General features: G+C 38.2%; 23 protein-coding genes and 1 tRNA gene. 17 read left to right on the plus strand and 7 right to left on the minus strand.

Annotated features, from left to right (window positions below):
* Window positions 1-38: 38 nt before the first annotated feature.
* From ACGHIY_RS02000 to ACGHIY_RS02040, 9 genes are all read left to right on the plus strand, one after another.
* Window positions 39-1,214, plus strand: a complete 1,176-nt coding sequence (locus ACGHIY_RS02000) for a glycosyltransferase family 9 protein (protein WP_390525630.1) — start codon at window positions 39-41, stop codon at window positions 1,212-1,214.
* On the plus strand, window positions 1,201-1,527 hold the full coding sequence (locus ACGHIY_RS02005; RefSeq protein ID WP_004698343.1) for a hypothetical protein: 327 nt from the start codon (window positions 1,201-1,203) through the stop codon (window positions 1,525-1,527). Before ACGHIY_RS02000 ends, ACGHIY_RS02005 begins: the two co-directional genes overlap by 14 nt.
* Before the next feature lie 542 nt (window positions 1,528-2,069).
* A complete protein-coding gene (locus ACGHIY_RS02010) occupies window positions 2,070-3,422 on the plus strand; it encodes a pyruvate carboxylase subunit B (RefSeq protein ID WP_008602782.1) in 1,353 nt (450 codons plus the stop codon).
* Between the two features lie 449 nt (window positions 3,423-3,871).
* On the plus strand, window positions 3,872-5,212 hold the full coding sequence (locus ACGHIY_RS02015) for a sensor histidine kinase KdpD (RefSeq protein ID WP_077708186.1): 1,341 nt from the start codon (window positions 3,872-3,874) through the stop codon (window positions 5,210-5,212).
* On the plus strand, window positions 5,209-5,898 hold the full coding sequence (locus ACGHIY_RS02020; RefSeq protein ID WP_004693664.1) for a response regulator transcription factor: 690 nt from the start codon (window positions 5,209-5,211) through the stop codon (window positions 5,896-5,898). The genes ACGHIY_RS02015 and ACGHIY_RS02020 overlap by 4 nt, the downstream gene beginning before the upstream one ends.
* Window positions 5,899-6,566: 668 nt before the next feature.
* A complete protein-coding gene (locus ACGHIY_RS02025; protein ID WP_390525631.1) occupies window positions 6,567-7,664 on the plus strand; it encodes a S1C family serine protease in 1,098 nt (365 codons plus the stop codon).
* A gap of 357 nt (window positions 7,665-8,021) precedes the next feature.
* Window positions 8,022-8,351 carry a PadR family transcriptional regulator gene (locus ACGHIY_RS02030; RefSeq protein ID WP_195395062.1) on the plus strand — a complete coding sequence of 110 codons (330 nt, stop codon included), beginning with the start codon at window positions 8,022-8,024 and terminating at the stop codon, window positions 8,349-8,351.
* On the plus strand, window positions 8,338-8,913 hold the full coding sequence (locus ACGHIY_RS02035; protein WP_008602778.1) for a DUF1700 domain-containing protein: 576 nt from the start codon (window positions 8,338-8,340) through the stop codon (window positions 8,911-8,913). Before ACGHIY_RS02030 ends, ACGHIY_RS02035 begins: the two co-directional genes overlap by 14 nt.
* A gap of 9 nt (window positions 8,914-8,922) precedes the next feature.
* Window positions 8,923-9,351 carry a hypothetical protein gene (locus ACGHIY_RS02040; protein ID WP_008602776.1) on the plus strand — a complete coding sequence of 143 codons (429 nt, stop codon included), beginning with the start codon at window positions 8,923-8,925 and terminating at the stop codon, window positions 9,349-9,351.
* Between the two features lie 276 nt (window positions 9,352-9,627).
* Here the strand turns inward: ACGHIY_RS02040 and pyrE are convergent, their stop codons facing one another.
* Window positions 9,628-10,215: an orotate phosphoribosyltransferase gene (gene pyrE / locus ACGHIY_RS02045; RefSeq protein ID WP_004693651.1), complete on the minus strand. Its 588-nt coding sequence runs from the start codon at window positions 10,213-10,215 to the stop codon at window positions 9,628-9,630.
* Window positions 10,212-10,931 carry an orotidine-5'-phosphate decarboxylase gene (pyrF, locus tag ACGHIY_RS02050; protein ID WP_390525632.1) on the minus strand — a complete coding sequence of 240 codons (720 nt, stop codon included), beginning with the start codon at window positions 10,929-10,931 and terminating at the stop codon, window positions 10,212-10,214. Before pyrF ends, pyrE begins: the two co-directional genes overlap by 4 nt.
* 188 nt (window positions 10,932-11,119) lie before the next feature.
* Here pyrF and ACGHIY_RS02055 point away from each other — a divergent pair, with 188 nt between their 5' ends.
* From ACGHIY_RS02055 to ACGHIY_RS02070, 4 genes are read left to right on the plus strand one after another with little or no spacing between them, the layout of a single operon-like run.
* Window positions 11,120-11,749 (plus strand): 3'-5' exonuclease, encoded by a 630-nt coding sequence (locus ACGHIY_RS02055; RefSeq protein WP_012863964.1) that lies wholly within the window; start codon window positions 11,120-11,122, stop codon window positions 11,747-11,749.
* A gap of 14 nt (window positions 11,750-11,763) precedes the next feature.
* Window positions 11,764-12,426 (plus strand): deoxyribose-phosphate aldolase, encoded by a 663-nt coding sequence (gene deoC / locus ACGHIY_RS02060; protein WP_390525633.1) that lies wholly within the window; start codon window positions 11,764-11,766, stop codon window positions 12,424-12,426.
* A 53-nt stretch (window positions 12,427-12,479) separates the two neighbouring features.
* Window positions 12,480-13,781, plus strand: coding sequence for a pyrimidine-nucleoside phosphorylase (locus ACGHIY_RS02065; protein ID WP_316581489.1), 1,302 nt, complete (start codon window positions 12,480-12,482; stop codon window positions 13,779-13,781).
* Window positions 13,782-13,791: 10 nt separating this feature from the next.
* Entirely contained in the window at window positions 13,792-14,208 is a 417-nt protein-coding gene (locus ACGHIY_RS02070; RefSeq protein WP_349234142.1) for a cytidine deaminase, read from the plus strand.
* A gap of 38 nt (window positions 14,209-14,246) precedes the next feature.
* On the opposite strand, the gene ACGHIY_RS02075 is transcribed toward ACGHIY_RS02070, so the two are convergent.
* Together ACGHIY_RS02075 and menA are read right to left on the minus strand one after the other, a co-directional pair.
* Window positions 14,247-15,065 (minus strand): MetQ/NlpA family ABC transporter substrate-binding protein, encoded by an 819-nt coding sequence (locus tag ACGHIY_RS02075; protein ID WP_314051019.1) that lies wholly within the window; start codon window positions 15,063-15,065, stop codon window positions 14,247-14,249.
* Window positions 15,066-15,207: 142 nt separating this feature from the next.
* Window positions 15,208-16,110 carry a 1,4-dihydroxy-2-naphthoate octaprenyltransferase gene (menA, locus tag ACGHIY_RS02080; protein WP_314051018.1) on the minus strand — a complete coding sequence of 301 codons (903 nt, stop codon included), beginning with the start codon at window positions 16,108-16,110 and terminating at the stop codon, window positions 15,208-15,210.
* A 245-nt stretch (window positions 16,111-16,355) separates the two neighbouring features.
* On the opposite strand from menA, the gene ACGHIY_RS02085 reads away from it, so the two are divergent.
* From ACGHIY_RS02085 to ACGHIY_RS02100, 4 genes are all read left to right on the plus strand, one after another.
* Entirely contained in the window at window positions 16,356-17,300 is a 945-nt protein-coding gene (locus ACGHIY_RS02085; RefSeq protein ID WP_004693634.1) for a hypothetical protein, read from the plus strand.
* 1 nt (window position 17,301) lies between these two features.
* Window positions 17,302-18,081 carry a hypothetical protein gene (locus ACGHIY_RS02090; protein ID WP_004693632.1) on the plus strand — a complete coding sequence of 260 codons (780 nt, stop codon included), beginning with the start codon at window positions 17,302-17,304 and terminating at the stop codon, window positions 18,079-18,081.
* A gap of 132 nt (window positions 18,082-18,213) precedes the next feature.
* Window positions 18,214-18,585 carry a RidA family protein gene (locus ACGHIY_RS02095; RefSeq protein ID WP_004698345.1) on the plus strand — a complete coding sequence of 124 codons (372 nt, stop codon included), beginning with the start codon at window positions 18,214-18,216 and terminating at the stop codon, window positions 18,583-18,585.
* 1 nt (window position 18,586) lies between these two features.
* Window positions 18,587-19,834, plus strand: a complete 1,248-nt coding sequence (locus ACGHIY_RS02100) for a serine dehydratase subunit alpha family protein (protein WP_024061300.1) — start codon at window positions 18,587-18,589, stop codon at window positions 19,832-19,834.
* Window positions 19,835-19,945: 111 nt separating this feature from the next.
* Here ACGHIY_RS02100 and ACGHIY_RS02105 read toward each other — a convergent pair whose 3' ends face one another.
* The 3 genes from ACGHIY_RS02105 to tadA form a co-directional block, all read right to left on the minus strand.
* On the minus strand, window positions 19,946-21,133 hold the full coding sequence (locus ACGHIY_RS02105; protein WP_390525634.1) for an MFS transporter: 1,188 nt from the start codon (window positions 21,131-21,133) through the stop codon (window positions 19,946-19,948).
* A 58-nt stretch (window positions 21,134-21,191) separates the two neighbouring features.
* Window positions 21,192-21,282, minus strand: a tRNA-Ser gene (locus ACGHIY_RS02110).
* Window positions 21,236-21,781 carry a tRNA adenosine(34) deaminase TadA gene (tadA, locus tag ACGHIY_RS02115; protein ID WP_004693623.1) on the minus strand — a complete coding sequence of 182 codons (546 nt, stop codon included), beginning with the start codon at window positions 21,779-21,781 and terminating at the stop codon, window positions 21,236-21,238. Before tadA ends, ACGHIY_RS02110 begins: the two co-directional genes overlap by 47 nt.
* Window positions 21,782-21,862: the final 81 nt, after the last annotated feature.

Genomic DNA, 21,862 nt, shown 5'->3' on the forward strand with positions numbered 1-21,862 from the left:
GCTTTATTCCTATAATAGTATGTACCCTAAGGATATCTATGAATATATTATTTGTACGCCTTAGTTACATAGGTGATGTTTTGCATGCTACACCTGCTGCGCGGTGGATTAAGGAACAGTATCCTGATGCTAAGTTGCATTGGATTGTAACGCCTAGTATGGTAGAGCTCCTGCAGGGCAATCCCTATGTAGATAAAATAATTCCCTGGGAACGGGATGAATACGAGGCACATTCTAAAAAACTACATATTCCTACAATGTGGCACATGTGGTGGGATCTTAAGGCCAAATTAGAGCCTTATAAATTTGATTTAGCCGTTGATGTGCAAGGGCGACTCATAACAGGGCTGGTACTATTAGCTTCAGGAGCCCCCATTAGACTTGGCCTTGGTGGCACAAAAGAGTTGAATTGGCTGTTTACTAACTATAAAACGAAGCCTAGTACAGAACACGTGATTAAACGCTATGTAGAGGTAGCTCAGTTGTTAACAAGGGCTATTACTGAACATGCAAATTTAGATACATCGCTTAACATTGATAAATACGGTATTGAGAGCAGTTGTTTACTAAATGAATCTAATGCTAATACGCTATACCACATGGATTTTCAGGTGCCAACAAATTTACATAGTTGGGCAGAAAATCAATGGAAGTCGATTGATAATGACGTTTCTTTACATCGAGGCGTGGTAGAAACTCCGCTACGCATTGGGCTGGTATTAGGTACCTCTTGGGCAACGAAAGAGTGGCCTCAGGAAAAATGGTATTCTCTCATTAAATCCCTTCAATATAGAGCGAAATTTGTTTGTTTAGGTGGCCCTAAAGAGGCTGCTCAATACAAACCCTTGCTGGACTCTTTGACAGATGAGGGTATTGATAAAATTGTTCTGAATATGTTAGGGAAAACGACACTTCAAGAATTAGGGGCTTTAATTGAAAGTTGTGATGTAGTAGTTACTGCAGATACGGGAGCTCTGCATATTGCGTTAGCTTTAAATAAGCCTGTAGTAGCACTCTTTGGCCCTACTGACCCTAAATTATGGGGCCCTCTAACGGGGACATTTAAGGTGCTCGTAAATGATGAATTAGATTGCTTAGGCTGCCGAAAACGACGTTGTCCTAAGCCTAATCAATATTGTATGTCTGGTATTGATCCAGTACGCGTAAAGAAAGCAATTTTTGAACTGATAGGAGATACACATGGCAAAGTTTAAAATTCAAAAAGGTTTATCTGATGCGGATATGATGAAAAATTTTAAGGATACAGAAAATTTCGAAGATACTATGCTCAATATGGAGCGAGATGCTAAGAAACCAGTAGTTCATCAAAGTCCAAAGCAAAAAGAAGATGCTTTTTACCGTGAGTTCTTAACTGAAAAAGTAGAGACTATGATTGGTAAAATGCTCCTTGATATCAAGATGGAGTATTTTAAAGAAGGGGAAGGGGCTTTCTCTATTCAGGTGAAACGGGAAGGTAAAAATATTGTCCTTGAAACTGCGCCTAAAAAGGTTAAGCCTGAGAAGTAAGCCGTATAATGGAGACTATCAAATTTTAAAGATTAGGTCAGAACCTGTCCGTAAATGGGCAGGTTCTTTTGCATGTTTATGCATTTAAAAATATCGGCTTAGTTATTAATAAAATTGATGAGCTTATAAACATACCGACGTTTATCGAATTACTACATTTATAAATACCGATATATTTTGAAAAGTATTTAATAATAACCAAAAATTATTACGATATAATTTTTAGTTTCTCATTAAAATGAGCAATTACAAAAAAATTAATTTGATTAAACATACATGCTAAACTCTAGTTTTTCTGCAGTTTTTGTGATATTCATCACGAAAAAATCATCTTTGAATACATGAGATTATGAGTAAATAGCATAATGTGGTTGTTGACAAAGAATTTTATAAGTAGTCTAATATAAGTATGTATTACGATTTTAGCGCGTTTGGCTAGTGTGAGCAGACATCGAAAAAATCGTAAAAAAATAGGTATGAGATAGTTGTTTAATGAGTGTATAAAGTTACATACACAGACTATTTCGATTTGGAGGATTAACATGGCTAAAAAATTAAGAATTTGCGAAACCGTTCTTCGTGACGGTCATCAATCTATTTTGGCAACACGTATGCGCTACGAACAAATGGAACCAGTGCTCGGCCTTTTAGATGATATTGGTTATGAAGCTCTTGAATGTTGGGGCGGCGCTACTTATGACAGCTGTCTTCGTTTCTTGAATGAAGATCCATGGGAACGCCTTCGCAAATTGAAAGCTAATTTGAAAAATACCCCATTGCAAATGTTGCTTCGCGGTCAAAATTTGTTGGGCTATAAACACTACTCCGACGACGTAGTAGAAGCATTCTGTAATGCGGCTGTAAAAAATGGTATCGACCGTATCCGTATTTTCGACGCATTGAATGACCCACGCAATATGGAAGCTGCTATTAAGTACTCCAAAAAAGCTGGTGCACACGTTCAATCCGCTATGGTATACACAATTTCTCCAGTTCACACAACTGAAAGCTTCTTGAAAGTAGCTGAAACTTTGGTAGAAATGGGTACTGATTCCCTTTGTATCAAAGATATGTCCGGTTTGTTAGGACCTGCTGATGCATATGATTTGGTTTCTACTTTCAAAAAACGTTTTGGCGAATTGCCAATCGATTTGCATAGCCATTTCACTTGCGGTCTTGCTAGTACTACATACTGGGAAGCTGCTAAAGCTGGCGTAGATATCATCGATACTGCTATCTCTCCATTTGCTCATGCAACTAGCCAACCAGCTACTGAAACTATGATTGAAATGTTCAAAGGTACTGAATGGGATCTTGGTCTTGACCTTGATAAATACATTCCATTAGTTGACCACTTCCGTAAAGTAAAACAACAAATCGCTGAAGAATTCAACTTGAAACCAGCTAGTGATGTAATCCCTGCTGTTCGTCGTTACCAAATTCCTGGCGGTATGTTGTCCAATACTCAAAACCAATTGAACGAAATGGGTATGGGCGATCGCTTCTTTGACGTTATGGATGAAATGCCACGCGTTCGTGAAGACTTGGGTTACCCTCCATTGGTAACTCCAACATCCCAAATCGTTGGTACAATGGCTATGATGAACGTTATGATGGGCGACCGTTACAAAATGGTTCCTAACGAAGTTAAAGATCTTGTTCGTGGTAAATATGGTCAATTACCTGGTACAATTTCTGATGAAATTCGTCAAACTATCATTGGTGATGAACAACCTATTACTTGCCGTCCAGCAGATCTTATCGAACCTGAATTGGAAGGTTACCGTCAAGATTTAGCTTCTAAAGGCTACAATGGCATCACTGACGAAGACGTATTGACTTACGCTATGTTCCCAGAAGTTGCTATTAACTTCTTCGATGCAAATCGTCGTTAATCCAAATTTTAAAAGAGGATTCTTAGGAATCCTCTTTTTTTTGACCATATTTAAACTATCCTCATAGAGAAATAGTATAATTCAGTATATATTTTGTTTTATTAAATGAAGAGATTCAATAGTTGTTTCATTTTTTATATTTTAGCTTTTTTATAAACAGTATAGACAAGTTCCTATTAAAAGGGGAGACTAAGGAACTATGAAATATCAGATATTACCAATTTTCATATCGCCATAAGATACATGGGTGCGTGTGAAAATATAATTTTTACGAAAAGTATTAGATATTAAAAGGGTCGAGATACCTTTGAATAATCGGTCAATTATAAACTACGTATGAAAGAATAGTGAAAAATATGTTGGATATTTGCGTGTTTTACTTGCGTTAAGTATTAAAAATAGCGTAAACTATAGAGAGTATCTACTATTTATGATATTGAGGTAATCCTGTGAATTTACAAATACGAATTTGGATATCCAATGTTGTGCTGTTTGTTGTACCTATTTTAATAGCAATCATCTTATTTTTGCTATATTTTACAGGTTTGCGCATATTGGCCAATGCCGGTTACTATTTGCGTATTGAGCAGGAACAACAGTTTAAAAGTGTCAGTCGAATAACTGAAACCATTACCTTTTATGGGTTAGAAAATGATCTAATTAATAGCTTGGTTAAGCCTAGCTATAGCTTACTTGATCCAAAGGAAGTATATGTTGAAGTACTTGATCAAGGAAGTATGGTGTATAACTACGGTAATCCACAAATCTATAGTGCTTCTGCCATTGTTGGTCTTATTGATGTTAACCCTGAATTACAGGGCATCGTATATCAATCCAATAATACTTTCGTTTACGAAATGAGAAAGTACGATGGACGTCATTCCTATGTATACCATATTGCGATTAGGCGTGCTACTCATGGTAGTGATAGCTTAATGGAATCCGTATCTTTCTATATTATCGTAGTTTCCATATTGCTCTTTATTGTTACATTTTTTGCTATTAACCGATTTGTTACACGATTTATCATGATTCACGTTAAGAACATGACAAAGTCGTTAGAAATGGCAAATCGTCAGATTGAAATGGAACAGGAGCAACAAAAAGAGTTACTCGCTGGTATATCCCATGATATACGAACTCCGTTGACGGCTATTAAAGCGTATGCTGAAGGCGTTCGTGATGGTATTGCACCAACGGAAGAGCAACAAAAAAGATACATGGGAATTATTTTGAAACGGGCCAATGATTTAGATTCTATGTTAGAGGAACTATTCCTCATAACAACATTGAACTATAAAAAAGAATCTCGTCCATCTGAACGAATTGAATTAGGTCAGTTTGTACGTGACTTTGTAGAAGATCATTTAGCTCCGTATCAATCGAAGGGACTTGAGATTAAGGCCCGTATAGCTACGGAAACACCTTTTATCAATGCTAACCCACAATTGTTACAACGTGTTTTGCAGAATGTGTTGAACAATAGTGCTAAGTATAAAATGACCGATATTGGTCACTGCGTCATAGATGTAACGAGTGATGATGATTTTGTATACTGTGTCATCAGTGATGATGGACCAGGTGTGCCGCCAGAATCTCTAGAGCGTCTGATGCGCCCATTCTATCGTGTAGATTCGTCTCGTACGAATCCTCAAGAAGGTAGTGGCCTAGGATTGTCGATTATCCGTCGAATTATGGAAATCTTTGAAGGCCGAGTTATGATTGAAAATGTAAGGCCACATGGTCTACGTATTATATTAGAGTTTCCTAAGCAAGGAGAAGAATCATGAGTGAACATATCTTAATTATTGAAGACGATTTGGATATTGCCAATATTGAGCGTGATTATTTAATGGTGGCGGGCTATGATGTAACGATTATGACTAATGGTACAGATGGCATTGAAGCAGCATTAAATACTCCTGTAGACCTTATTATCCTTGATGTTATGTTGCCAGAAATGGATGGCTTTGAAGTTTGTCGTCAAATTCGTGACAAAGTTCGTGTACCAATCGTTATGGTAACTGCGCGTCTTGATGATATCGACAAAATCCGTGGCTTAGGCGTAGGCGCTGATGATTATATTGAAAAGCCATTCTCTCCATCTGTATTGATTGCGAAGATAAAAGCTATGTTGGCGCAATATAAACGTTTAACAGAACGCGATGCAATGGAAACTAATGCTATTCAATCCGGTGAAATTCGTCTCGATCCTAAGATGATGAAAGTATGGGTGAATGAAAAAGAGGTTCATCTCAAAAAGAAAGAATTCCAATTGTTGGAGTTCTTGATGCGTAACCGTGATATTGTATTTAGCAAAGAAGAATTGTATTCTCGTGTATGGGGACTTGACTCCTATGGTGATTATGCAACTGTAGCGGTTCATATTAATCGTTTACGTGAAGAAATTGAGGATAATCCATCCGATAGTAAGCATATTATTACAGTGTGGGGTGTAGGGTATAAATTCGTTTAGTATCGAGAATATGCATTCACATTATACTCACGTTGTTCGTGGCTGTTGATTAGATATGACTTTATAGAGATTTTATTATAGAAATATAATCAAAGGTTTAAGAATTGTTTATATAGTTACTTTGATAGTTTAGATATTCCATGTATACTTATTTAAGTAAGGCTGACTATGACTCTAGATAAGTAATATTTTAACTTCTCTCTCTTAATAAGTTCTCTCTAAAGCTTATCTAGATCACATATACTCTCTCTCTCAACAGTCCTTACACTCTCAAACTATATGCATAAAGGGCATTTGCTAGCGACGGCTAGTAAATGCCCTTTATGTTTTTTAGATTTTAGATATTTGAATACATTCTATACAGCTTCTTTCAGAATTATAGGTATTTATCTAGTGGAGGATATACGGTTATAATAATTATACTTTCATAAGAAAAGTTATAAATTGATATCTTGCATTGTAAAAGCAGGCGTACTATAATAGGTTCATCAAAATCAATTTTATAAAATTATTTTTGAGATAATTTGAATTAGTGTGAGACGTGGCGTATTTATAAAGTATCATAATTATATGATTTATGATTTGGTTCTTATTTTACCTTTTATAATCATCATTAAGACGTTATGGGTGATGTAGAAGAATATTAAGAAGAATATAAGGAGATCTACATGACATTTTCAAAATATAAGAAAACAGTAATTGCGTGTATTCTTGCTTTGGGTATTGGGGTAGGCGGAGGATACTATTTCTTTGGCAGCCCTGTTAATACGCAACCAACAAACGTGAGAGAACAAACTAAACAGACTAAGCCTATTACTGAAACGCGTAATACCTATGTAGTACAAGCGGCTAAAGAATCTGGGCCAGCTGTAGTAGGGATTACAACACAAGTATTTCAAAAGGATATTTTTAACCGTACTATCTATGCTGGAGAAGGTGTCGGATCTGGTGTGCTTATCGATAATGACGGACATATTATAACAAATAAACATGTGGTAGCGGGGGCTAGAAATGGGGAGGTTACAGTATCATTGTCTGATGGCAGTACGGTGACGGGGACTGTTATAGGTTCAGATTCACAGACGGACTTAGCAGTTGTAAAAATTAAACCTCCAAAAGATATTAAACCTATCAAAATTGGTGACTCTGACTCCTTGCAAGTAGGGGAGCCAGCTATTGCTATTGGCAATCCTTTAGGCCTTGAGTTTAAAGGTTCAGTTACTTCTGGTGTTATTAGTGCCTTAGCACGTACAATTGATGATCAAGGTCAACGATTCCCATTGATTCAAACTGATGCAGCCATTAATCCAGGTAACTCAGGTGGTGCACTTATTAATGCAGATGGCGAGTTAATTGGTATTAACAGCTCTAAAATCTCTAAAGAAGGAATTGAAGGTATGGGCTTTGCTATTCCAATTAATTCTGCGATGACAATTGTTGATTCTATTATTAAAAATGGTAAGGTCATTCGCCCTTATATTGGGGTGTGGGCTGTAGACCGTCAAACTGCAGCGCGCAATAATGTAACCTATGAAGGTGAAGGACTTCTTGTTGTTCAACTTGATCCTAATGGTCCTGCTGCACAAGCTGGTCTCGTAGAAGGGGATACGATTGCACAAATTGATGGTAAAGATATTACTACATTACTTGAATTAAAAGAACAAATTGATGCTAAGAGCCCTGGAGATACAATTTTGGTATCCTATACTCATAACGGCAAAATGAAGAGTACACAGCTTAAATTAGGGGAAGCGTCTTCAAATTAGAATCTAGTAAATAAAACTTAATTAAGTATTCCAATAATGCACTACTTTCTTTTGTAGTGTTAGAAAATCCTCATCTTTTAGATGAGGATTTTTAGTTATAATAGGGTACTTTAATAGATTTTGTATAAAAATACGATAAATAAGAAATTTTTTTGAAAAAATTTTTCTCTATAAATGCAGAAATTAACTGTGTTTATAGATTAGAAATAAGAAAAAATATATTAATTTTCAATATTTTTTTGTAAGGTACCTTGTGTTCCGAGGTACCTTATGTTATTATGTATTTGTCAGTACATGATAGTGACCGTAAGAGAGCTTTCACATTGGCAGGCAAGCACAGCCTAAAAGGGAGGAACTATGCAAGTTCAATTAAAAAAAGGTGTTATGGACATGCTGGTGCTAGCATTATTAACACAAAATGATCGCTACGGATATGAAATCGTAAGCACCATTTCAGAATATATTGAAATATCTGAAGGAACGATATATCCATTGTTTAACAGACTGAAAAAAGAAAAGTATGTTGAAACGTATTTAAAGGAGTCTTCTACAGGCCCATCACGGAAATACTATCATATCACGAACGAAGGCCGTACAGCATATAACAAGATGCGTCAAGAATGGGATGATTTTTCTGGTGTTATCAATATGCTGTTGAAAGGAGTCGATAATAATGAACAAAAATAGCTTTTTGGATGCATTGCGTAATATATTTAAAAAAGCGCGTGTTGCAGATGTGGAGAGTATTATAGAGGTTTATGAGGAGCATTTTGCGGTAGGTTATGAAAAGGGGCTTACCGATAGTGAGATCATTAAATCCTTAGGGACTCCGGAGGAAATATATGCATCTTACGTAGATGCAGGTATCATTACAGACACAATGAATCAAGATGGTAGCGAAAGTAAATCTGTTAATATGCAGGAAATTTATGCACGATTTGATGATTATAAAGAACGTCTTTTACCTCAATTACCGGGCATGGCTAAAAAAGCATCTAAGACTTTGCTCTCTATTGGAAGTGCCTTATCCTATATTGTAGGTGCTCTTATATTCATTATTACACCGGCTATATTGTTCTTACTAGGTAGCTCATGGCAACCATTTGAGAATGTTACTGCATTTCCAGTATTGTCCATTGTAACTTTAGTGGCACTTGGTGGTGTAGGTTTATTTGGTGGACTTACATGCGTCTTTGTTGGCACAGAGCTTCGTGGTGTGCGTGAACGTTATTTCCGCAATGTGGACTAAGGAGGATTTATGAGACGAATTATAATTACAGCGATTTTAACCGTAATCTGTGCGGTTGGAGCATGTACATCGTTTGCAGTAAATGATTTACCTAATTTTGGTGAATGGATGAAAACAAATGAACAACAGTTTAGAAAACCACATAGACATGATGGTCCTAATAAATATATGGATAAACATATGATGGATGGAAATAATCAAATGATGCCTCAAGATGGCATGGGGCCAAATAATGGCCAGCATATGCACCAAAATGGTCAAAACCAAATGATGCCTCAAGATGGTATGGGACCAAATAATGGCCAGCATATACATTCAAATGGTCAAATGCCTCCACAAGGTCAAATGCCTATGCAAGGCCAACCACCTCAACAAACTAATGGTAATGCACCACAACAACAAAGTGAACAAGGTGTGCCACAAGCTACACAAAACTAACGATACTTTATGAGTCCATTTCTCTTATAAGATTATAGAGTACGTGGTCATGAAAGTGCATTCATGGCCACCATAGAGCCACATACTCTATGTGATACATTCGTATCAGAATCTCTCTCTTACACACAATAACTACACACAAACAAAAAGAGCTCCTCAGTGAAGGAGCTCTTTTTGTATCTATTTATAAATATAGACAGTAGTTGATGGACTGGGAATATTTTATTAACTTCCTAATGAAAAACGACCTATGCATGTATATAGGTCGTTAAAAAATTATTTGATGTGTTTAGAACCGCGTTCTGTCATAGCTATGCCATCTTTACAAAGAGGGCATTCTTCAGGTTTATAAGTTGGAACTTCAAGATTAAGTAATGCTTGTACCTTTTCGTGAGGTACACCGAATTCTGCTTTGCCCCCAGAACGGTTAACAAGAAGTCCTACACCTACGATTTCACCACCGGATTGGTTTACCACATTTACTACTTCTTGTACAGAACCACCAGTAGTTACGATATCTTCAACGATAAGTACCCTTGTGCCTGGTTCGATTTTAAAGCCACGACGTAATGTCATAACGCCTTTTTCGCGTTCTGTGAAGATAGCACGGGTGCCAAGCGCTTTACCTACTTCGTGAGCAAGTAAGATGCCGCCGGTCATAGGTCCAATAACAAGTTCCACATTTTGATCGCGGAAGCGTTCAGCTAATTCTTTACAAAGTTTTTCAGTATATTTTGGATGTTGTAATACATTAAATTTTTCAACGTACATTGGACTGTGGAGACCAGATGTCAAAAGGAAGTGACCTTCTAAAATAGCTTGAGTGTCGATCAGTAATTGTTTTACTTCTTGTTCTGTCATCATTTGGATACTTTCTCCATTTCTTCAATAATTAAACGAACCGCTTCACGAGGGTTTTCGGCTTGTGTAATAGGTCGACCGATAACAATGCGAGATGCTCCATCTTGTAATGCACTAGCTGGTGTAGCAACCCGTTTTTGGTCGTCTGTTGTTGCAAAGGAAGGGCGAATACCAGGGGTAACGATGAGGAAGTCATCGCCACATGCTTCACGAATCATTTTAGCCTCTAATGCGGAACATACAACACCATCCATACCACAGTCTTTAGCGAGTTTTGCAAGGCGAATGACTTGGTCGGAAATTGGTAGCTGACCACCGATAGCAGTCCAAGATTCATCGTCGAAACTAGTTAAAGCAGTGATGGCTAATAATTTTGGCCGCTCAACGCCTAATTTCTCCCCACTCTCACGAGCTGCCTCAACAGCAGCTTTCATCATGACAGGACCACCTTGACCATGTAGAGTAATTAAACTAGCACCGAGACGTGTTAAAGAAGAAACGCCATGGGCTACTGTATTTGGAATGTCGTGCAATTTTAAATCAAGAAATACTTGTTTGTTTTGCTCCTGTAAAAAACGAATTGTTTTTGCTCCTTCGGCGTAGAATAGCTCCATGCCGACCTTGTAAAAGCTAACCGAATCACCAAGGGATAATACGATTTCTTTCACTGCATCCATCGTGGATACGTCAAGGGCAACGATTAATCTGTCATCTGCCATGTTGCAACCTCCATACTACATACATATCTAAATAATTTTCACATACTGAGGGCCTATCTGTCAATTAAAATTGGTGTAAATGAGGTGATTATTGGTCACCTTTGAACAGTAGATTATAGTCTATTTCATGCTATAATAAGTAGAGTAAATGAATATAATTCTTATATATAGATTTTGAAAGGAGTCCTATGTTAGATTTTGTTGCATTAGACTTTGAAACAGCAAATAAATTTAAAAATAGTGCGTGCTCCTTGGCGGTTATTACCGTAAAGGATGGACAAATTACTAAAAAGGCATATAGTCTCATCAAACCACCATTTATGAGTTTTGATGATGAATGTATTGAAATTCATGGTATCCAACCGAAGGATGTTCTTCATGAAAAGACCTTTGATCAGTTGTGGAATGCCATTTATGAAAATCATTTAAAAGGAAATATTATGGTGGCTCATAATGCGAAATTCGATATGAACGTATTGCGTGCTACCTTAGATTATTATAAAATCCCTTGGCCAGAACTAGATTATGCATGTACAGTTAAACTTTCACGTGCGGTATGGCCTGATTTAGTTAATCATAAGTTGAATACAATGGCTGCATACATTGGAGTTGAGTTTAAGCATCACTATGCGCTCGATGATGCGGAGACTTGTGCAAAGGTTGTATTAGAAGCTGCTAAGTTGAAAGGTGTTAATAGCTTACCAGATTTATTAAAGATTACAGGCGTACCGTTAGAACCATTCATTGATGATAAAAATCGCTCTGCTCAAGATGCATTACATAAAGAGCCAGAACCAGAGCAAATGTCGTTCTTTTAGTAAGGAGAGGTACTATGTTGGGTAAAGAATTATTAGCTTATGTAGATCATACATTATTGCGTCCTACAGCTACATGGGATGATATAAAAGAAGTCTGTGAGGCTGGTTTAAGGTATAAAACTGCATCTGTTTGTATTCCTCCAGACTTTGTAGCATCCGCCCATGAAGCATATCCAGAACTTAACATATGTACCGTTATCGGTTTCCCTTTAGGATATGAAACAACAGAGGTAAAGGTAGCCGAATCGAAACAGGCCATTGAAGAGGGCGCTTCCGAAATTGATATGGTTATTAATCTTGGAGATGTAAAGCAAGGTGATTTTGAAGCGGTAACTAGTGAAATTGAGGCGCTTAAGAAAGCTTGTGGTGATAAGATTTTAAAAGTTATTATCGAAACTTGTTATCTTACAGATTCTGAAAAGGTAGCGCTTTGCAAATGTATTACAAATGGTGGTGCAGACTATATTAAAACATCTACTGGATTTGGTAGCGGCGGTGCAAGCCTTGAAGATATTAGACTCTTTAAAAAGCATATTAGTCCTAATGTACAGATTAAGGCCGCAGGTGGTATTCGCTCTATTACGGATATGAAAGCCTATATTGCAGAAGGTTGTAGCAGAATTGGAGCCAGTGCAGCTGTAGAGTTATTAAAGAATCACTTGAATGAAGAAGTATAATAGAAGACCACCTAGGCTATGCTTAGGTGGTTTCTTAGAATGGCGGTGTAACTATGCGTATGTATGATATTATTCTGAAGAAAAGGGCGAACTTGCCGTTAACAGATGAGGAAATCCGCTTTGTCATAGATGGTTATGTAAAGGGGGAAATCCCTGATTACCAAGTGAGTGCGCTCTTGATGACCATAGTTTTTAATGGTATGAATGCTCGCGAACTAGGAACTTTGACCTTGGCTATGGCTCAATCAGGTAATATGGTAGACTTGTCAAATATTGATGGGATTACCGTAGATAAACATAGTACAGGCGGCGTGGGAGATAAGACAACACTTATTATTGCACCTCTCGTAGCCGCTTGTGGCGGCAAGGTGGCTAAGATGTCTGGACGTGGACTTGGTCATACAGGTGGCACTATTGATAAGATGGAATCTATTCCAAATTTAAAGGTATCTTTAGAGCAAGATGCTTTTATCAATCAAGTTAATAAAATTGGTCTTGCTGTTATTGGTCAGTCGGAAGGGCTTGCACCTGCTGATAAAAAGCTATATGCTTTGCGCGATGTGACGGGAACTGTGGATAGTATCCCTCTTATTGCATCCTCTGTTATGAGCAAAAAATTGGCTTCTGGTGCTCAAGCAATTTTGTTAGATGTAAAGGTTGGCAGTGGTGCCTTTATGAAAAACATAGAGGATGCTCGTGAATTGGCTAAAGCAATGGTAGATATTGGAAAGGGAAATGGCCGTTCAATTAAGGCTATTTTGACGGATATGGATCGACCGCTAGGCCATGCTATTGGAAATGCTTTGGAGATTCGCGAGGTTATTGATACGTTGAAAGGTCATGGTCCAGAGGATTTAACGCATGAATGTATTATCATGGCTGCCCACATGCTCGTATTGAGTCATATGTGTGATTATGAAACTGCTCTTAATCGTGTGCAACAAGCATTAGATTCTGGCGTAGCCCTAGAACGATTACGTTTAATGGTTGATGCTCAAGGAGGAGATAGCCGCGTTATCGATGATGAAAGTATATTGACAATCGGCCAGTTTACCTATGATGTGATAGCACCTCAAGACGGTTATATTATCCATATGAATACAGAACAATGTGGGATTGCATCCGTTATGCTTGGAGCCGGTCGCACTGTTAAGGATGGTCCTATCGATTATAGTGCGGGCATCTTGATGCACAAGAAAACAGGCGACTCAGTTACAGTAGGTGAATGTATAGCTACCTTGTATGCTTCTGATGAGAGCTTGCTTTCTAATGCTGCAAAGACATATTTAGAGGCGATTACCTTTGGCGAAACTGCACCAATCATGGCGGATACGATTCTTGATATTGTGGAATGAGGAGATCCATATGATAGAAAAGGAAACTCATATGACAGAACAGGAAATTCAAAACCTTATAGATTGCGCCATCGTTGCTCGTGAGAAAACTTATAGTCCGTATTCACATTTTGGTGTGGGCGCAGCCCTTCTTTGCGAAGATGGAACCATCTATGAAGGGTGTAATATAGAAAACGCTTCTTATGGATTAACTAATTGTGCGGAGAGAACTGCTATATTTAAGGCCGTGTCGGAAGGGCAAACAAAATTTAAAGCCCTTGCCGTAGTTGCTGATACGGAAGGGCCTTGTGCACCATGTGGTGCTTGTCGTCAGGTGATTTCTGAATTTGAAATACCTCGTATTATAATGGCGAATTTAAGAGGGGACTATACAGTTGTTGAATTAGAAGGTTTATTACCTTTTAGATTTGGGGCTGATAACATATAAAAAGAGACCACGTTGATGTGGTCTCTTTTTGGTATACCTTAGAATGCAGGAACAATAGCACCTTGGTATTTTTCTTGGATGAATTTGATAATTTCAGGGCTATGAAGTGCAGCCATCAATTTTTTGATGCGAGGGTCATTTTCATTGCCTTTAAGTACAGTTACGATATTTACATAAGGGGAATCGTTATTTTCAATTGCCAATGCATCTTTGCCAGGGTTAAGACCTGCGTTTAATGCAAAGTTAGTGTTGATAGCAGCTAAGGCTACATCGTCAAGGGAACGAGGTACTTGTGCTGCTTCTAATTCTACGAATTGATATTCGTTAGGGTTCGCAGTAATATCTTGTACGGTAGATAAGATGTTTGTAGAGTCTTTTAATGTAATTAGACCTTGTTTTTGTAACAACAATAATGCACGACCACCGTTTGTAGGGTCATTAGGAATAGCGATTTTAGCGCCTTTTGGAAGATCTTTTAAATCTTTGATTTTACGGGAGTATAAACCCATTGGCTCAAGATGAACACCACCGGCAGATACTAAGTCAAGTTTGTGAGCTTTTGCGAATTCCTCCATGTAAGGTACGTGTTGGAAGAAGTTGGCATCAATCTCTTTGTCCCCTAAAGCCAAGTTAGGTGTGTTGTAATCAGTAAATTCAGTGATTTTTAATTCGATATCATCTTTTGCTAAGATTGGTTTAACTTGTTCCAAAATTTCTGCGTGAGGTACTGCTGTTGCCCCAATTTTTAATACTTGTTTGCCATCGCTAGCAGCTTGTTTGTTGTCGTTACCACAGCCTGCGATTAATAAAGCGCCGCCAAGGATTACAGTAGCTGCCAATGCTAAAAATTTTCTCATTAGACACACTCCTTATACAATAATTACATATAAAATATTAAATCTATAGTACTAAATAATTTCCTATCTATCAAGAAGGAATTATTATAGGTTCTCCATAACTAAAAACTATGGAGAACCTATAATATAAGTATGTTCATTTTTAAAACAATTTGCCCATGATAAGTCCAATCGCCCACATTAGTTGATAAATCATAGCGGCCCCAGCGGTAGTGCCCATAGCCTTATCTAGTTGGAACTCATCTGTATTGGTAGATAATGTATGAATTGTTTTGAAAGCTAGTGGTGCTGCAAGGAATGCTAATAAGGTGAACCATGTCATATGGCCTACTATAATCCAAGCAATGATCCAAATAAAATTGAAAATATATGAGATACTCATTAAGCTGAGTGCTCTTTCACGACCAAGCACGATTGGCAACGTGTGACGTCCATGGCTTTCATCATTACGAATATCTCGGATATTATTCGTCAACATGATGGAACCAACTAGCAATGTAGATGGAATTGCAGGAATTAACAGGGCTAAGGATAATTCTCGTATCCAGGCATAGCCTGTAATGAGTACGATAGCAAAACCCATGGCGATACCAGAGGAAATTTCTCCAAATGGTGTTCGAGAAATTGGTTTTGGACCGCCAGAGTAAAGAAAACTAATTAGAATACATAAGAAGCCTACAGGAATGTAGTACCAAGTTATAGTAGCAGATAAATAAAGACCAATAATAATGGGTACAAACATGAGTACTTTAATCATCGTTATAATGAGCTCTGGTGTTATAACGCCACGTGTGATAGAACCAGCATTACCTACCTTTTGACCAGCATCAAGTCCAGATTTAAAGTCTTTATATTCATTCCATAAATTAGCTACAATTTGGGCTGTTACAACAGCTAAAAATATGAGCACTGTATGTAAAATGGCAAGACCTGTACCCTGAGCAGCACCAAATGCGTAATAACTAAAGGCGGCACCTAAAATGGTAGGCCCTAATGCAGCAGCTAATGTGCGAGGCCTAGTGAGGGGAATTAATTCTTGTATCATGTTAAAAGCACACCGAGTGTGCACTCCTTTCCATTTCTCATACATATATCATCTTTACATGTCTATTTATGTATTGTATAGCAGAAAGGTAAGCTTGTAAATTATACTATACAGTTATATATGTCGATATAGTATAATAATTAATATATGCAGTATAGATGATTATCTTTTAAACTTTTAATATATACTGCACGGATTATCTAACAATCTATACATAGTGTATTGTTAAAAAGGTGAGGTGTCTTATGAGAACTCTCAATAAAAAGTTGATGACATTGGCTTGTGCCACCTGTTTAACTGTGGGTATGGGGGCAGTGGCATGTGCTGATACGGTAGATTTAGGTTATGGTATGTACGGCAGTACTTCCCCAACTGTGAAAGCTGTAGAAGTTGTGCACATTTCTACTGATGCAAGATTGCGTAATCAAGAACAAGATAAATTTCTCAAAGTAGCAAATAAATCTGCTGTTGATACTATTAATAATGTTGTGAAAGTACAGACTGGTGTAGCTGTTGAACCAGTGAAGGGGGATTTTCTTGATGGTTACTCCTTCTATCAACTGCAAGGTACTGATAAACAAGGTCATCATACAGGTAGTTTAATTGTTATTAACTATTCTAAAAATGCTATTGATCAAGTTATAGGTATGAATAAGACTATTTTAGAGAAGGGGTCAGATGCGGAAAAAGCTGCATTAAAGCACTCCATCTCTAAACATGTAGAATCTTACTCTAAAGAGACGGCCCAACAACAATTACAAGGCTTAAAAAGCAGTACTGTTGAAGGTACTAAATTAGCTAAAGATCTAAAAACGATAAATGACAAGTTACCTTCTCAAATTATAGGTGTCTTTGATAAAATGCTTGCCACAGATAAGAAATCATCTCCTAAAAGTATAGAAGAGGTCCGTTCTTATGTAGACTTTGTGGCAAAACAAGTGAGCCTAGATGCAACTCATGTAGCGTATAAACCTGTTCAAACTCGCTATGGTACGGCTGTGACAGGCGATTTACGCGGTAGTCTAAAATATGATGGCTTTAGAAATACCTATTCCTTAATTGGTTATGCTGTTCCTACAGATAAAGGTGTATCTTTACAGCTTTTAATGTCTGATGATTCTAGCCATGATTATTGGGCTAATGAGTTGAATCATATGTATCAAACACAATCTCTCAAGGGAGGAAAATAATATGAAATCTTTGAAAGTATTGGCTTGTGCAGCTTGCCTAATGGGTACTGTATCTGGCGTAGGTTTTGCTAAGGATGTACAAACAATTGCAGGATCCATGATAGTGCCTAACAATGTAACTGTTGTTTCTGCATCCAAAACAAATACACGTGATTTTGTAGAAAAACAATTAAATGAGGAATCTTCAAAATCTACGATGTCGAATATGATGGCAAAGGAATTTTTCCAAAACTTTGGTACTAATTTTGATATATACCAATTGCAAGGGGCAGATAAAACTGGTCAAAAAGATGCATTCGTAGTAGCTGTAGATGTTAAACAAATAGCTCAACAAGTGGCTAAAGAAAAGGCTAATGACCCTATGTTTATAGCGGCAATGGCCGCTCTTGATAAAGGTCAAATTGATCCTGTAACAGAGCAACTTCTATTAGGAACAATAAATAAACAGATTCCCACTAGCACAACGGTAGTTCCTTTAAATGGACCAATTAATGTATCTAGTCGTGATCCCCAAAAAGCAACGATTATGCCTAAAACACTTAAAACTCTAACCGTAGAAAATGCAGAACAAGTACATCCGGTGGCTGGTACAAAATATCAAACATATGCAGCAAGCTCTCGCTTGTTATATGCAGATGGAAATGTACAAACTCCACTCTATGCAAATGCTGCATTTGTGTTGAAGCCAGGAAAACCAGTGTTGTATGTAGGTATAACAACTGATGTACAACGTGATTATTTCAAACCAATATTTGACAATGCATTCAAATCAATTAAATAATTGGTTATATACGTACTTTTATTTTATATGTGATATATTGAGGTAAGTCATATATATTGAGGCATCAACATGAGTTTCGCACCTTAAATATAGTCATATTAATTTATATTTATTTATAAAAGGAGATTTATCATGAAAACAATTTCTACAGACAAAGCACCAGCAGCAGTAGGCCCTTACTCTCAAGCTAAAGTGGTTGGCGGTTTATTATTTGCTTCTGGTCAAATTCCACTCAATCCTGCAACTGGTACAGTTGTTGAAGGGGGCATTGTAGAGCAAACTGAACAAGTATGCAAAAATATTGAAGCCGTATTGACTGAAGCTGGTACAGACTTCTCCAAAGTTGTTAAAACAACTTGCTTCTTAGCTGATATTGGTGATTTCAAAGCATTTAATGAAGTGTATGCTAAATATTTCACTTCTAAACCAGCTCGTTCATGTGTAGCAGTAAAAGACCTTCCATTAGGCGTTATTGTAGAAGTGGAAATTATTGCGGAAGTATAAGATGGATTATATTTCTTTGTTACAGTCAGAGATGCGTCCTGCCTTCGGTTGTACTGAGCCAATTGCATTGGCTTATGCGGCTGCGAAGGCAGTCTCTGTTTTAGATGAGTTTCCTAACCATATTCACGCAAGATGCAGCGCGAATATTATCAAAAATGTAAAATCTGTAGTCATTCCAAATTCTGGGGGGCGAAAAGGACTAACGGCGGCCGCTACACTGGGTGCTATTGTAGGTCATCCAGAGCGTGAACTAGAGGTGTTGGAATCTGCTACAGACGAAGATCGCAAATGGCTTGGTACATTGCTTGATGCTAACTTCTGTACCGTTTCACTTGCTGAAGGCGTAGATAATCTATATATAGAAATCACTGCAGAAACAGATGAACATACAGCGGTTGTTCGCATTGAAAATGACCATACGAATGTAACCTATGTATCAGTAGATGGTGAGATTGTCTCTGAAACAGTCAATGAAATTAAGAAAGCGGCTAAAACAGAATATGCCATGACCTTCGATAGCATTTACGAATTTGCTTTAACAGGTGATATTTCTGGTATCCTACCTCAAATTAAACAGCAAGTTGAGTATAATACTGCAATTTCTAAGGAAGGTCTGTCCAATGATTATGGATCTAATATTGGACAATTGTTATTGTTAGATGAAGAAAATCCATCTCTCGAAACGAAATGCAAGGCTCGTGCCGCAGCTGGCTCTGATGCGCGTATGAGTGGTTGCCCATTGCCTGTCGTTATCTGCTCTGGCTCTGGTAATCAAGGTTTAACCGTGTCTGTACCAATCATTACGACTGCCGATGAACTTGGTAAAAGTGATGATGAATTGTATCGCGCTCTCGTCTTTGCTAACTTGTTAACGCTTTACGTTAAATCTGGTATTGGTAAACTATCCGCATATTGCGGGGTTGTATCTGCCGGTGTGGTAAGCGTAGCAGGCATAGCCTTTTTGAAAGGTGATAGTAAAGATATAATCGAGAACACTCTTGTAAATGGTCTTGCAAGTCTATCTGGTATCGTATGTGATGGTGCGAAACCATCCTGTGCAGGTAAAATTGCAATTTCCCTTGATGGCGCCTTTATGGGATATAAACAAGCTCGCCTTAACAAAAACTACCAAAAAGGCGATGGCCTTGTAGCATACTCCGTTGATGAAACTATCCGCAGTATTGGTGCTGTGGCACAAGGCATGAAAGAAACGGATGTAGTTATATTGAATGAAATGCTAAAACACTAAACTGCAAGTGGCGTGGTTAGCTGAATATAAAAAGAACCCTTCGTTGGTCTGTACCTTCAAAAATTGTGTCCAATTTTTGGGGTACAGTTCACGTGAAGGGTTCTTTTTTGTTTATTGTAATTTTTTAGGATCTTTAAGTATCAATGAAGCCCCAAGACCCACTACTAGGAATGGTACGAGTGTCATCATAGCGGCAGGTAAAGAATAGGTATCCGCAAGGTTACCTACTACAGGTGCGATGATACCACCGATAGTTTGGCTCACACCGAGGGTAATACCAGAGGCAAAGCCGATGCTTTTAGCAAGGTAGGTTTGGCCTAGTACGATAACGGGGCTGTAGCTAAGAGCTTTAGCAGCGCCAATCATGAGTAGTAACATATAGGCTATAGGCATCATGATAACAGGGGAGAAGGTTGGCACTTCTGTTAATAGGAACATAGCTGGCAACCAAATCAATAGGGATAGTCTAATGATTTTGATGGGACCATATTTGTCGCCTAGTAGACCGCCAATATATGTCATGAAGATACCAATACTAAAGAATATGGTTAATGCAAAGCTACCTTGCTCTGGGCTAGTGCCGAGTTCACGAGTCCAGAAGATAGGAATGAATGCATTGATAACGCGGAAGTTTACCGATTGGCTTAGGATGATAACGAACAAAATACCAAAGTATTTCCAGTAATTTTTGAGCGGCTTAGCCACTAATGTAGGATTTTCCAAAGCTACCGCTTGGTCGATAGTGCGTGCACAAGTTACTATGCGCGGCATGAGGGCGAATAAAACCGTTGAGATGATAAGACCTACTATGGTGAAAGCTGCCAGTCCATGAGGACCTACTGTATAGGCAATAGAGCCCGCAAAGAGTGGACCGATGGCAAAACCAGAGCTACCACCGATGGCGAAGGTACCCATGGCTTTACCTTTTTTACCACCTCCGAGGCGATTCATGATTTTCGCTCCTTCAGGGTGGAAGATAGAGGAGCCTACACCAGCTAAGGTAGCACAAACAAGCAAGCTTTCATAGGAGGTTACAAACCCCATGGCACCTGTGCTACAAGCTGAGAGCAGAACACCTAAGGTGATGAGCCGTGGCTGATTGATCTTGTCAGAGACATAACCTAATAATGGCTGTAACAATGAAGATAATGCTGTATTGGCTAATATGAGAAAGCCTGCTTGCTCTAAACTAAGTCCATAAGTGTAGATAAATAATGGCAAGAGGGCAGGTAATACACTTTGACAGGAGTCGTTAATCATATGACTCACCGTAATGAGATAAGGGTAATATTTTTTCATAGTAGTGGTCCCTTCGCAAAAAAGAGCTAACCACGGTTAGCGCTTTATATATTTTATATGGCAGAGGAGGAGGGATTTGAACCCCCGCGCCGGTTGCCCGACCTACCGCATTTCGAGTGCGGACCCTTCAGCCTCTTGGGTACTCCTCCGTGTTTTACGGCGCTCTTTAAAAAAGTCTTTCATGATTTGACTACATTCATCACCAAGGACCCCCGATGCTAATTCGGGTTCATGATTTAAACCAGGGTGAGAGAGTACATTGAAAAGAGACTCTACAGCGCCTCCTTTGTAATCACTTGCACCATATACAACACGGTCAATACGACTGTTGATGATGGCTCCAGCGCACATCGGACACGGCTCTATCGTAACATACAGGGTACAACCAGTCAACCGCCAGCGCTTGAGTACATCGCATGCTTCGCGGATGACGAGCACTTCTGCATGAGCCGTTGCATCGTGATCTAATTCGCGGCGATTATGGTGGCGTGAAATGATTGTATTGTTTTGAACTAAAATGGCGCCGATAGGAATTTCTCCTAGAGCATAAGCTTTGTGGGCCTCCTCTAGGGCAAAACCCATAAAATATTCATCACGGCTACGCTCATCCATATTTTTAATCTCTATAGGTGTAATGTTCTTTGTCATTCTCATACCTCTTAATGTATAATATCTTACATAAAGTCTATCATAGTGTGCGCAGTTATGCGAATAGATTGTGTGAGGGTA

The sequence above is a fragment of the Veillonella parvula genome (genome assembly GCF_042850485.1).
GTDB lineage: Bacteria > Bacillota > Negativicutes > Veillonellales > Veillonellaceae > Veillonella > Veillonella parvula_Q.